Origin of the sequence: Blautia acetica (assembly GCF_038739805.1) — a bacterium.
Taxonomy (GTDB): domain Bacteria; phylum Bacillota; class Clostridia; order Lachnospirales; family Lachnospiraceae; genus Blautia.
Window position 1 is genome coordinate 47,072 of record NZ_JBBEWO010000008.1, and the last position, 13,199, is coordinate 60,270.

The 13,199-nt window shown below is 42.3% G+C and carries 12 protein-coding genes; all 12 read left to right on the top strand.

Features of this window, described 5'->3' with window-relative positions:
- Nucleotides 1-210 precede the first annotated feature (210 nt).
- The 12 genes from uvrA (at nucleotide 211) to WBS51_RS07395 (ending at nucleotide 13,187) form a co-directional block, all read left to right on the top strand.
- A complete protein-coding gene (gene uvrA / locus WBS51_RS07340) occupies nucleotides 211-3,051 on the top strand; it encodes an excinuclease ABC subunit UvrA (RefSeq protein WP_294459647.1) in 2,841 nt (946 codons plus the stop codon).
- An 88-nt stretch (nucleotides 3,052-3,139) separates the two neighbouring features.
- Nucleotides 3,140-4,135, top strand: a complete 996-nt coding sequence (mreB, locus tag WBS51_RS07345) for a rod shape-determining protein (protein ID WP_291681484.1) — start codon at nucleotides 3,140-3,142, stop codon at nucleotides 4,133-4,135.
- Between the two features lie 34 nt (nucleotides 4,136-4,169).
- Nucleotides 4,170-6,398 (top strand): SF1B family DNA helicase RecD2, encoded by a 2,229-nt coding sequence (recD2, locus tag WBS51_RS07350; RefSeq protein WP_173747912.1) that lies wholly within the window; start codon nucleotides 4,170-4,172, stop codon nucleotides 6,396-6,398.
- Nucleotides 6,395-7,108 carry a ComF family protein gene (locus WBS51_RS07355; RefSeq protein ID WP_226853476.1) on the top strand — a complete coding sequence of 238 codons (714 nt, stop codon included), beginning with the start codon at nucleotides 6,395-6,397 and terminating at the stop codon, nucleotides 7,106-7,108. Before recD2 ends, WBS51_RS07355 begins: the two co-directional genes overlap by 4 nt.
- Nucleotides 7,109-7,199: 91 nt before the next feature.
- A complete protein-coding gene (locus tag WBS51_RS07360) occupies nucleotides 7,200-7,631 on the top strand; it encodes a hypothetical protein (RefSeq protein ID WP_173747911.1) in 432 nt (143 codons plus the stop codon).
- Entirely contained in the window at nucleotides 7,628-8,662 is a 1,035-nt protein-coding gene (locus tag WBS51_RS07365) for a hypothetical protein (RefSeq protein ID WP_294459640.1), read from the top strand. The genes WBS51_RS07360 and WBS51_RS07365 overlap by 4 nt, the downstream gene beginning before the upstream one ends.
- Before the next feature lie 69 nt (nucleotides 8,663-8,731).
- Nucleotides 8,732-9,631, top strand: coding sequence for a diadenylate cyclase CdaA (gene cdaA / locus WBS51_RS07370; RefSeq protein ID WP_173747907.1), 900 nt, complete (start codon nucleotides 8,732-8,734; stop codon nucleotides 9,629-9,631).
- A complete protein-coding gene (locus WBS51_RS07375; protein WP_302702790.1) occupies nucleotides 9,624-10,892 on the top strand; it encodes a CdaR family protein in 1,269 nt (422 codons plus the stop codon). The genes cdaA and WBS51_RS07375 overlap by 8 nt, the downstream gene beginning before the upstream one ends.
- A gap of 22 nt (nucleotides 10,893-10,914) precedes the next feature.
- Nucleotides 10,915-11,178: an HPr family phosphocarrier protein gene (locus WBS51_RS07380; RefSeq protein ID WP_173747903.1), complete on the top strand. Its 264-nt coding sequence runs from the start codon at nucleotides 10,915-10,917 to the stop codon at nucleotides 11,176-11,178.
- 83 nt (nucleotides 11,179-11,261) lie between these two features.
- Complete coding sequence (locus tag WBS51_RS07385; RefSeq protein ID WP_173747901.1) at nucleotides 11,262-11,966, top strand: AzlC family ABC transporter permease; 705 nt, start codon at nucleotides 11,262-11,264, stop codon at nucleotides 11,964-11,966.
- Nucleotides 11,963-12,268, top strand: coding sequence for an AzlD domain-containing protein (locus WBS51_RS07390; protein ID WP_173747899.1), 306 nt, complete (start codon nucleotides 11,963-11,965; stop codon nucleotides 12,266-12,268). The genes WBS51_RS07385 and WBS51_RS07390 overlap by 4 nt, the downstream gene beginning before the upstream one ends.
- A 103-nt stretch (nucleotides 12,269-12,371) precedes the next feature.
- The gene (locus WBS51_RS07395; protein ID WP_173747897.1) at nucleotides 12,372-13,187 is read left to right on the top strand and encodes an ABC transporter permease; all 816 of its coding nucleotides are present in this window, start codon (nucleotides 12,372-12,374) and stop codon (nucleotides 13,185-13,187) included.
- The last annotated feature ends 12 nt before the right edge of the window (nucleotides 13,188-13,199 follow it).

Genomic DNA, 13,199 nt, shown 5'->3' on the forward strand with positions numbered 1-13,199 from the left:
ATTTCCGTTCCCGACCTGCCCTTAATGCGGCAGTTTCTTTTCATATGCGGGATTAAAAAGTACACAGTTTTTCGCTGTTTTCTGTCCGGATTTTTGTGAATTAAAAAACAGAACAAATGTTTGTAAAAGACCTCGAAATATGATATAGTTATTTTACGAATAAAACGGATGGAAGCAGATAAAGATAAATATTATTGGAGAGAAAAGACTATGGCAGTTAAAATGCAGGCAAGACAATTTATTAAAATAAGAGGCGCGAATGAAAACAATCTGAAGAATCTGGACGTGGATATTCCCAGAAATGAGTTGGTAGTGCTTACCGGCCTCAGTGGTTCCGGTAAAAGTTCTCTGGCCTTTGATACTATTTATGCAGAGGGACAGAGACGTTATATGGAATCACTTTCTTCTTATGCCCGACAGTTCCTGGGGCAGATGGAGAAGCCGGATGTGGAGAGTATTGAGGGACTTTCTCCTGCCATTTCCATTGACCAGAAATCTACCAACCGAAATCCTCGTTCTACCGTGGGGACGGTTACGGAAATCTACGATTATTTTCGACTTCTCTACGCCCGTGTGGGGATTCCTCATTGCCCCAAGTGCGGGCGGGAAATTCGGAAACAGACTGTAGACCAGATGGTAGATCATATTATGGGGCTGCCGGAAAGAACGAAAATTCAACTTCTGGCGCCTGTGGTAAGAGGGCGAAAAGGAACCCATGCCAAACTTTTGGAGCAGGCTGGAAAAAGTGGTTATGTGCGTGTACAGATTGACGGAAATCTGTACGAACTCAGCGAAGAAATCAAGCTGGATAAAAATATCAAGCATAATATAGAGATTGTAGTGGACCGTCTGATTGTAAAGGAAGGCATTGAAAAAAGGCTGACGGATTCCATAGAAACTGTTTTGAATCTGGCAGAGGGAAGGCTTGTAGTGGATACCATGGATGGAAAACAGATAAATTTCAGCCAGAGTTTCGCATGTCCGGATTGTGGTATCAGTATTGATGAAATAGAGCCCAGAAGTTTTTCTTTTAATAATCCCTTTGGTGCGTGTCCCTCCTGTTTTGGCTTGGGATACCGTATGGAATTTGATGTGGATTTAATGATACCGGACAGGAGTCTCAGCATTTCCCAGGGGGCAATTGCGGTTATGGGGTGGCAGTCCTGCACGGACAAAGGCAGTTTTACAAGGGCCATTTTAGACGCGCTGGCAAAAGAATATGGTTTTGATTTGGATACGCCTTTTGAAGATTATCCTCAGCATATCCAGGATGTGCTGATTCACGGAACCAATGGAAAAGAGGTGAAAGTATATTATAAAGGCCAGAGAGGAGAAGGCATTTATGATGTGGCTTTCGAGGGAATTGTAAAGAATGTGGAGCGGCGTTACCGTGAGACCGGTTCCGATACGATGAAGCAGGAATATGAAAGCTTTATGCGGATTACGCCATGTCCTTCCTGTAAGGGACAGCGTCTGAAACCGGAAGCCCTGGCTGTGACTGTGGGAGATAAAAATATTCATGAGGTTACTTCTATGTCCATCGAATGCCTGCAGGAATTCCTCAATCATCTGGAACTGACCCCTACCCAACAGATAATCGGAGAGCAGGTGCTGAAAGAAATCCGGGCCAGAGTCGGATTTCTGGTGAATGTAGGACTGGATTATCTGACACTGGCAAGAGCCACAGGAACTCTTTCCGGCGGAGAAGCTCAGAGAATCCGTCTGGCTACCCAGATAGGTTCCGGCCTTGTGGGAGTGGCGTATATTCTTGATGAGCCCAGTATTGGTCTGCACCAGAGGGACAATGATAAACTGCTGGCTACATTAAAGCATTTAAGAGATTTGGGAAATACACTGATTGTGGTAGAGCATGATGAGGATACCATGCGGGCGGCTGACTGCGTGGTGGATATCGGACCGGGAGCAGGCGAACACGGCGGACAACTGGTAGCCATGGGAACGGCTGAGGAAATCATGCAAAATCCTAAATCCATTACCGGACAGTATTTAAGCGGGAAACTGCAGATACCGGTGCCTTCTGTGCGGAGAAAACCCGCAGGGTTTTTAACGATTCGGAAAGCAGCGGAAAATAATCTGAAAAATATTGATGTGAAGATACCTCTGGGGATTATGACCTGTGTGACCGGAGTTTCCGGTTCCGGTAAAAGTTCCCTGGTAAATGAAATTTTATATAAAAGTCTGGCAAGAAAACTGAATAGAGCCAGAATTATTCCGGGCAAACATAAGTGTATTGAGGGCGTAGAACAGTTAGATAAGGTCATTGATATAGACCAGTCTCCGATTGGAAGGACTCCGAGGTCTAATCCAGCCACTTATACCGGAGTTTTTGACCAGATTCGTGATTTGTTTGCTGCTACCGCCGATGCTAAGGCCAGAGGATATAAAAAGGGAAGGTTTAGTTTTAACGTGAAAGGCGGACGATGCGAGGCCTGCAGTGGTGATGGTATTCTGAAAATAGAAATGCATTTTTTGCCGGACGTATATGTACCCTGTGAGGTATGCCATGGGAAACGATACAATCGGGAAACTCTGGAAGTAAAATATAAGGGAAAAAGCATTTATGATGTACTGAATATGACAGTGGAAGAAGCGCTGGAATTTTTTGACCATGTGCCTTCCATTAAGAGAAAAATACAGACACTTTATGATGTAGGGCTTTCTTATATTCGTTTGGGTCAGCCCTCTACCGAGCTTTCCGGGGGAGAAGCGCAGAGAATTAAACTGGCGTCTGAACTGAGCAAGAGAAGCACAGGAAAGACCATTTATATTTTGGATGAGCCGACGACAGGGCTGCATTTTGCAGATGTTCACAAGCTGATAGAGATTCTGCAGCGTCTTTCTGAGGGCGGCAATACGGTTGTTGTCATAGAGCACAATTTAGATGTAATAAAGACAGCGGATTACATTATTGATATCGGGCCGGAAGGCGGAGATAAGGGAGGAACTGTGATTGCTAAGGGAACTCCCGAAGAAGTTGCAGCCAATCCGTTTTCCTATACGGGTCAATATGTGTCAAAATATTTGAGATGATTGCCCCTTTTCAATAAAGGGGAAGTTGTATATAATGAAAAAGAAACCGGGATTTGACGGTTAGATGGTTTAGGAAAGGGGCAGTAAAATGGCAGCATCAGATATTGGAATTGACCTTGGAACAGCCAGTATCCTTGTTTATGCCAAGGGTAAAGGAATTGTTTTAAAGGAACCTTCCGTGGTTGCATATGATAAGGAGAATAATAAAATAAGAGCGGTGGGAGAAGAAGCTCGTCAGATGATAGGAAGGACACCGGGGAATATTGTGGCGGTTCGTCCGCTGCGCCAAGGTGTGATATCGGATTACGAGGTTACGGAAAAAATGCTGAAATATTTCATTTCCAAAGCCATCGGAAAGAGAGCATTTCGAAAACCGCGTATCAGTATCTGTGCACCCAGCGGTATTACCGAGGTGGAAAAAAAGGCAGTGGAAGAGGCTACTTATCAGGCAGGGGCCAGAGAAGTGTCCATTATTGAGGAGCCAATTGCGGCAGCGATTGGCGCCGGCATTGATATTACCAGACCTTTCGGCAATATGATTGTGGATATTGGCGGAGGAACCACAGATGTGGCGGTGATTTCTTTGGGCGGCACGGTGGTTTCTACATCTATAAAAGTGGCAGGAGACGATTTTGATGAGGCAATTACCAGATATGTGCGGAAAAAACACAATCTTATGATTGGTGAGCGCACTGCAGAAGATATTAAAATTCGGATAGGAACTGTGTATGCCTCACCTCAGACAAAAAATATGGAAGTAAAAGGAAGAGATACTATTACCGGACTTCCGAAAAGCGTGACGCTGACTTCCGAAGAAATCAGAGAAGCTTTGAAAGATGCATCTGCACAGATTATGGAAACCATACACAGTATTTTGGAAAAAACACCGCCGGAATTGGCAGCTGACGTGGCTGAGAGAGGGATTGTGCTTACCGGAGGCGGTGCACTTCTGGGCGGTCTGGAAGAACTGATAGAAGAGGAAACAGGCATCAACACAGTAGTGGCTGAAGAGCCGGCGCTGGCGGTAGCAATTGGTACTGGTCAGTATATGGAGTTGATGAGCAAAATGAACGGCAGGCTGTAAGAAGCAGAAAGTCGGGAAAACAGAGGGAAAAAACGTGGAAGAGACTATAGAAGGCTATGTAGACCATATTATATACCGTAATCAGGACAATGGATATACAGTTGCCTGCTTAATCGTAGACGGAGAAGAATTGACCTGTGTAGGTATATTTCAGTATTTGAATGAGGGGGAGAATATTCGGGCAAAAGGGAAATATACGGAACATCCTTCTTATGGACAGCAGTTTTCTGTGTATGCTTATGAAGCGGTGGTTCCCCAGGATTCCCAGGCCATGGAACGATATCTCGGCTCAGGAGCCATAAAAGGTGTGGGGGCGGCTTTGGCTGCCAGGATTGTGAGAAAATTCGGAGATGATACGCTCAGAATTATAGATGAAGAACCGGAACGGCTTTCAGAAGTAAAAGGAATCAGTGATAGGAAGGCCAGGGAAATTGCACAGCAGGTAGAAGAAAAATCGGATATGCGAAAAGCCATGATGTTTTTGCAGCATTACGGCATATCGCAGACTTTGGGAGCAAAGATATATCAGCAGTATAAACAGGATATGTATCGTATTTTGAAAGAAAATCCTTATAAGATGGCAGAGGATATTACGGGTGTGGGATTTAAAATGGCAGATGAAATTGCAGCCCGTATTGGAATTCATACAGATTCGGACTATCGTATCAGAAGCGGTCTTCTGTACATATTACTTCAGTCCACAGCAGAAGGACATATATACCTTCCACAGCGACTTCTTCTAGAGAGAGCAGAACAGCTGCTGGGCGTAAAGGCCGAATATATGGAAAAACATATTGCAGACCTTTCCATTGACAGAAAAATCGTTATAAAAGAGATTGAAACAGCCAGAGGAAAAGCGAAAATGGTGTATGCGAGCCAGTATTATCAGACGGAATTGCATACAGCCCAGATGCTTCATGAACTGAATCTGAAAGATACGGCGGACGAGCGGGTGATTCAGGATAAAATCAGAAGAATTCAGAAAAGTGAGAATATAGAATTAGATGAAAAGCAGCAGATGGCAGTGGTGGAAGCGGTAAAGAATGGTCTTTTGATTGTCACAGGAGGGCCAGGAACAGGAAAAACTACAACCATTAATGCGATTATCCGGTATTTTGAAATGGAGGGACTGGATATTGCTTTGGCAGCGCCTACGGGAAGAGCGGCTAAGCGTATGACTGAAGCTACCGGTTATGAGGCTAAAACGATTCACCGACTTCTGGAACTGACGGGTATGCCGGAGGAATCTTCCGGAGGAGTTCATTTTGAGAGAAATGCACAGAATCCTCTGGAAGCAGACGTTATTATTATTGATGAAATGTCAATGGTAGATATATTCCTTATGCATGCGTTGCTTTCGGCGGTAGTAGCAGGCACCAGACTGATTCTGGTGGGAGATGTCAATCAGCTGCCAAGTGTAGGGCCTGGAAGCGTTTTGAAAGATATTATTGCCTCCGGGAAGTTTGCAGTGGTAGAACTGGTAAAAATCTTCCGTCAGGCTTCTCAGAGCGATATTGTGGTGAATGCACATAAGATTAACCAAGGTGTACCGGTAACGCTGGACAATAAAAGCATGGACTTCTTTTTTCTGAAAAGATATGATGCAAATGTAATTATCAGTGTTGTGATTACGCTCATACAGAAAAAACTTCCCAAGTTTGTCCAGGCAGAGCCTTATGATATCCAGGTGCTGACACCCATGCGAAAGGGGCTGCTGGGGGTTGAGCGACTGAACGTTATTCTGCAGCAGTATCTGAATCCGCCGGAGACCGGGAAAAAAGAGAAGGAACACCGAAATGGCCTTTTCCGTGAAGGGGATAAGGTTATGCAGATTAAAAACAATTATCAGATTGAATGGGAAGTAAGAGGTCTTTATGGGATTCCGGTGGAAAAGGGTGTGGGTGTTTTCAACGGAGACACAGGAATTCTGAGAGAAATTAATACTTTTGCAGAAACCGTTACCGTGGAATTTGACGAGCGAAAATTTGTAGAATATTCTTTTAAGCAGTTGGACGAGTTGGAACTGGCCTATGCTATTACCATACATAAGGCTCAGGGAAGTGAGTACCCGGCTGTGGTGATTCCTCTTCTGCATGGCCCCAGAATGTTGATGAACAGGAATCTGCTTTATACGGCAGTGACCCGTGCCAGAAAATGTGTGACGCTGGTGGGAGATGAGAAAACCTTTATTGAGATGGAAAATAACCAGATGGAACAAAGCAGATATACCACGCTGGATTTGCGTATAAAGGAGAGTTATTGATTAGAAAAGCAGGAAAGTTATTTTTAGATATGCTGTACCCAAGGCGCTGCCCGGTCTGTCATGATATCGCAGTGCCAGGGGGAAGTAGAATCTGCAACGTTTGCAGGGAAAAGTTAAAGCCCATTACCGGGCCGAGATGTTTCCGGTGTTCCAAGCCTTTAAAGAGAGAGGAACAGGAATATTGTAAAGACTGCAGAAAAACACGTCTTTTTGACCAGGGGATTGGAATTTTTCCTTATGGCTCAGTTCTTCAGGAATCATTGTTTAAACTGAAATACGGAAAGCGCCAGGAATATGGAAGCTTTTATGGACAAATCGCAGCAGTTTATTCCCGTGAAATTATCAGAAATTGGGGTGTGGAGATTATCATTCCCATTCCGCTGCACCGAAAGAGAATGGAAAAAAGAGGATATAATCAGGCAGAACTTATAGCAGAAGCATTGGGGAAAACCTTATGTATTCCAGTGGACAGCCGTCTCATGAAACGAAAAGTGAATACCAGACCACAAAAAGAACTGGATTACAGAGAGAGAAAGCAGAATATGAAAAATGCCTTTTTTCTTAAAGGAGAAAACAGATACAGAAGAATTCTGCTGGTAGACGACATATACACTACAGGAAGCACAATAGAAGCAGCAGCAGAACTTTTGAAAAGAAATGGGGCAGAAAACGTGTTTTTTCTCACCATAGCTATGGGAGCAGATACTTGAAAGGTCTTGATTCGATTATCAGGAATATGCTATAATACAGTATGTATGATTATAAGTTTTTCAAAAAGAGAAATTTGGAAAGAGGTATTTTATGCTGAATAACCAAAAAATCAAAAAAATGCATAAACTGGCACTTTATGAGTCAGGAGAAGGAAAAAAGCACCTTGCCATAAGTAATTATTATAGAAGTGATTATATAGGATTGGCCTTGATTAAAAACTTCTTTCTGACAACCATAGCCTATGGTCTGCTGCTGTTGATTTATTTTGGATACAGAAGCGAGTATTTGATGGAGAATATTCATAAAATGAATCTGGCGCTTATGGCGTTACAGATTATCGGACTGTATATTATTATGGTAGTGGGATACAGTATTTTGACGTATATTTATTGTTCTGTGAAATATGCAAAGGCCCAGAAGGGAATCCAGGAATATTACAAGGGACTTACCCAGATGAAAAAAGCCTATGACAGAGAAGAAAGGCGAAATGGAAGAATTACAGGGAGGAGAACAAAAGCATGACAGTATTATTGGAGTTGAAGCAGAAAATAAAAGACTTTTACAGTGAGCATGATGTATTGCTTCTTTCTGTATTTAAATTTTTACTGGCATTTTTGTTGTTTAGCAGTATTAATTCCAGTCTTGGATTTATGGAAAAGCTGGACAATATTTTTGTGGTGTTGATTTTGGCAATTATCTGTGCAGTACTGCCGATTAACGTAATGACGGTGATAGGCTTTGTATTGATTATTATGCACTGTTATTCCGTAGGAATTGAGGTGGCAGGCTTTGCAGTACTTTTGATTGTACTTTTGATGATTTTGTTCCTGCGTTTTACCTCTGAGGATAGTCTGGCGCTGGTATTGACTCCGGCGGCATTCCATTTTCATATTCCGGCGGCTGTGCCCATTGGCGGAGGGCTTTTAAAAGGACCGACCTGTGCGATTCCTTCCGTGTGCGGTGTGATTTTGTATTTCTTTATGCAGATAGTAAAGGACAAGAGCACAGTTTTGCAGGGGAAAGAAACAGAGGCTGTTCAGAAGCTGCAGATTCTGCTGGATGGTTTAATGAAAAATCAGGAAATGTGGCTGAATGTGCTGGCTTTTACTGTAGTTCTGATGCTGGTGTATACGATTTCCAGATGTTCTTTTGACTATTCCTGGAGAGTGGCTGATGGAGTAGGAGCTATAGTTTATATTGTGATTATGATATTAGGAGGCATGTTCCTTAATGTGAATGTCCATATGGGAAGTGTGATTTTGTCCGCAGTGTTGTCCCTTATCGTGGGATTTGTACTGGAATTTGCAGTTTTGGGTGTGGACTATTCTAGGAGTGAAAAAACACAGTTTGAAGATGATGAATACGTATATTATGTAAAAGCTGTCCCGAAATCTTATGTGGCACAGAAAGAAAAAAGCATAAAAACCATATCATCTGATTATGACAGAAAACCGGAGAAAGAGCCGGATGATGATGCAATTCCAGTAGAGAGAGTTGACGAGGAAAACTTTGACTTTGAAAAACAGCTGGAGGAATCTCTGAAAGACTTATAAAACCCGGTTATCTGCCTCTGAAACAGAGTAGGATATGAAAACTTGCTGAAGAAAGGGGAGATGAAGAAAATGGGCAGAATTTTTGATTTTCTGAAAAATTATTTTGGGGCGTTTTCGTCCTTTTCTACCATAAAATGGATTGATGTTGTAGAAATACTGCTGATTGCCGTATTTGTCTATCAATTCATGTTGTGGATTAGAAATACCAGAGCCTATTCTCTTTTAAAGGGAATTTTAATTGTATTGATATTTACTTTTGCGGCGTATCTCTTGCAGATGAATACCATTTTGTGGTTGGTGTACAATGCAGGCGGGTATGCGATTACAGCGATTCTGGTTATCTTTCAGCCGGAGCTCAGAAAGGCGTTGGAAGAGCTGGGGCATAAGAAAATAGTCAGTACCCTGATTCCTTTCGAAAGCAATAAAAAGGAAGAACCGGGTCGGTTCAGCGACAGAACCGTGAATGAGATTGTGCGAGCCAGTTTTGAAATGGGAGCGGTAAAAACAGGTGCTCTTATTGTAATTGAAGAGGATACTATTTTAAATGAATTTATCAGAACCGGAATCAATCTGGATTCTTTAATAAGCAGTCAGCTATTGATTAATATTTTTGAACATAATACTCCTCTTCACGATGGCGCCGTCATTATGCGGGGAGACCGAATCGTGGCGGCTACCTGTTATTTACCTCTGTCAGACAATCTGGAACTGAATAAAAATTTGGGTACAAGACATAGGGCTGGTGTGGGAATCAGTGAAGTCAGCGATTCTCTCACCATTATTGTATCAGAAGAAACCGGAAGGGTCTCTGTGGCCAATCGCGGAAGACTTCAGGTAGGAGTTACAAAAGAGGAATTAAAGGAGATTCTGAAAACAGAGCAGAACAATAATGTGAAGCAGGAAAAACTAAAACATAAAAGAAAGTTTTGGAAGGGACTGATGAAGAATGAAAAAAAGTCTGATGAATAAATTTACGCTGAAAATTCTTTCCCTGGCAATTGCTGTTCTTATCTGGCTTATAGTCAGAAATGTTCAGGATCCTGTGATTGTGCAGACTTTTTATGATATTCCGGTAACTTTGGTAAATGAATCATATTTGTCAAACAATATGAAAATTCCTTTATTGATAGACGGTGATGATACGGTAAAGGTAAGAATAAAAGCAGAGGAAAGTGTTATCAAGGAACTGAAAAAAGAGGATATTGTGGCTCAGGCAGATATGACACAGATATACATGGATGCAACGCCGAAAATGGTGCCGGTAGAAGTTACCTGCAAAGGAATTGCAGATGACAATATTACGGTGACACCAAGAAATATTCAGGTAGACATTGAAAACCAGACCAGCGTGGAAAAAACCATTGCTGTCAATACAGGGGATACAACACCGGATAAAGATTATGAAGTGGGAAGCCTTCAGGCTAATCCTGAAAAAGTGACGATTTCAGGACCGGAATCTATTATAAATAAAATTGATAAAGTTGTGGCAAAAATAGATGTTACAGGTATGAAAGAAAGCAATGTGGAGTTGGATTCTGAACTGAAAATTTATGATAAGAATCAGGACGAGCTTTCAGAAAAACAGTTGTCTTATTTGAATCTGGCAGGTGTTCAGGACAACAAGATAAAAATTCAGGCACAGTTCTGGAAAGTGCAGAAGAATGTAAAAATTGGGTCAGAGTACAGCGGTTCCCCCCAATATGGTTATGAGGTGGATTCCGTTAGTGTTGTACCGGAAACCCTTAGTCTGGCCGGAACAGATGAAGCGCTACAGAAGCTGGCAGTAGAGGGAAATACACTGACTATACCGGCAAGTTACATTGATGTTTCCGGAAAGGATTCAGACTTTGATGTGAAAGTGGATATCAGCGAACTGCTTCCTGAAAATATGAAGCTGGCGAGAGATATTAACAGCACGGTGATTGCAACTGTAAAGATATTGCCATATAATAGCAGGGATTACGAGGTTTCGCCAACGCAGATTAAAGTGGAGAACAAACCGGAAAATATGAATTACAAATTTGAACCGGACAAGATTGTAGCCCGTATTAAAGCAAAAGAGGAAGATTTGGATAATCTGAAGACCGATGATATTCAGATGAAAATTGATTTAAAGGACGCAAAGGCAGGAGAAAATACTTTGCCGGTAACAGTTACTTTGCCGGAAGGGTATGAACTGGTAGAGGATATTACGGTTAAAGTAGCGCTGATTGAGGCATCTGAAAAATAGAAAGAGAACAGGGAGTGAAGCTATGGTTAGCCAAATGGTAACAATAATTAATCCAACCGGACTGCATCTGAGACCGGCAGGGCTTTTGTGCAAAGAGGCCATGAAATTTAAATCTTTGATTACATTTCGTTTTAGGGGAAATACAGCAAATGCGAAAAGTGTGCTGAGTGTGCTTGGTGCATGTATAAAATGCGGAAATGAGATAGAATTAATTTGTGAAGGCGAAGATGAAGAACTTGCTTTAAAAACATTAGTGCATGCAATTGAAAGTGGACTGGGAGAATAAGAAGAGGAGAGGGCTGTTGTTTTGAGCGATAGTCCTTTTCTTTATAGAGAAAAACAGACAGGAAGGTGTACGGGAGAGGGAAGATGGTACATAATAAGATACAAAATGGATTAAAAGATGGCGTTCCCATTTGTGTGGGATATTTTTCAGTGAGTTTTACGTTTGGTATGATGGCGGTGAAGAGCGGAATTTCGCCCTTTCATGCGGTGTTGATTTCTCTTTTCAATCTGACTTCTGCAGGGCAGTTCGCCGGATTAAACGTGATTGTGTCCGGCGCTTCTCTTATGGAAATGGCGCTGACACAGCTGGTTGTAAACATCCGTTACGCGCTGATGTCCCTTTCGCTGTCTCAGAAGTTGGATTCTTCGGTGAATTTAGGCAACCGTATGCTGATAGCTTACGGAAACACCGATGAAATTTTTGCAGTGGCCAGTGCAAAGCCGGGGACGGTGGGAAAACTTTATATGTATGGTCTGATTTTGCTTCCGGTTACCGGCTGGGTAGGCGGCACTCTGGCCGGTGCTGTGGCGGGAACGCTGCTTCCAGCAGATATTATCAGCGCTTTGGGAGTAGCCCTTTACGGTATGTTTATTGCTATTGTGGTGCCTATGGCAAAAGAGCACAGAGAAGTGGCCCTTGTGACGGTGGCTGCGCTGGTTTTAAGCACGGCCTTTTACTATCTGCCGGGATTAAAAGAAATCTCTTCCGGTTTTTCCATGATTATCTGCACCGTACTGGCTGCGGGAATTGGGGCTGTATTATTTCCCATTAAGGAGGAAGCATCATGATTTACGCATATATATTTGTCATGGCAGGGGTCACCTATCTGATTCGTATGCTGCCGCTGACTTTGATTCAGAAGAAGATTTCGAATAGTTATATCCGTTCTTTTTTATACTATATTCCATATGCATGTCTGACGGCTATGACATTTCCGGCCATTTTGTATGCAACGCAATCTCCGGTGTCAGCTTTAGCTGGATTTGCAGTGGCCGTGTTGCTGGCGCTGAAGAAACAAAGTCTGGTGACTGTGGCTTTGTTTTCCTGCGTGGCTGTATTTGTGGCAGAGCGGATAATGGAGATCGTGTGAGAAGGTGGCTTTGGTTGATTTCTGAGGGGAAATAGTGTAAACTAGAATATCGTTCAGAGAAAATCAGAAATGAGATTCAGATAGGAAAGAATCAGGAGGAAAGATGAGTAAAATAAAAAAAGCGTTAGAATTACCGACGGAAATTTTTCATAATAGAAAACTGGTATTCAGTCTGGCAAAAAATGATTTTAAAACCAAATATGCAGGGTCTTATCTGGGGATTGTCTGGGCTTTTGTACAGCCTATCGTAACGATTCTGGTATACTGGTTTGTATTCAGTGTGGGTTTAAAGGCAGGGAACGCATCCAATTATCCCTTTGTTTTGTATCTGATTTCAGGAATTGTACCTTGGTTCTTTTTTCAGGATGCACTAAACGGAGGTACGAATGCACTGTTGGAATATAATTATCTGGTAAAGAAAGTGGTATTTAAAATAAGTATTCTTCCAATGGTAAAAGTTATTTCAGCTTTGTTTGTACATGGATTTTTCGTAGCGTTTGCGCTGATTATCAGTTCTTGCTACGGTTACACACCTACTTTGCATACATTACAGCTGATATATTATTCTTTCTGTACGTTTATGCTGGCTCTGGCATTGTCCTATGCAACCAGCGCTGTTGTGATTTTTTTCAGGGACTTGACGCAAATTATCAATATTTTTCTTCAGGTAGGAGTCTGGCTGACACCTATTATGTGGGATTTAGCTATGCTGGAGGGACATCCGCTTTTGATGAAACTTTTTAAATTTAACCCTATGTATTATATTGTTTCCGGTTACCGTGACTCTATGTTGGGGAGAACCTGGCTGACGGCTCATTGGAAATGGGGAATTTATTTCTGGGGTGTGACGATTGTGCTTTTTGCACTGGGAACCCTTATCTTTAAGAGACTGAAACCACATTTTGCAGATGTATTATAAGCTGTATATGAA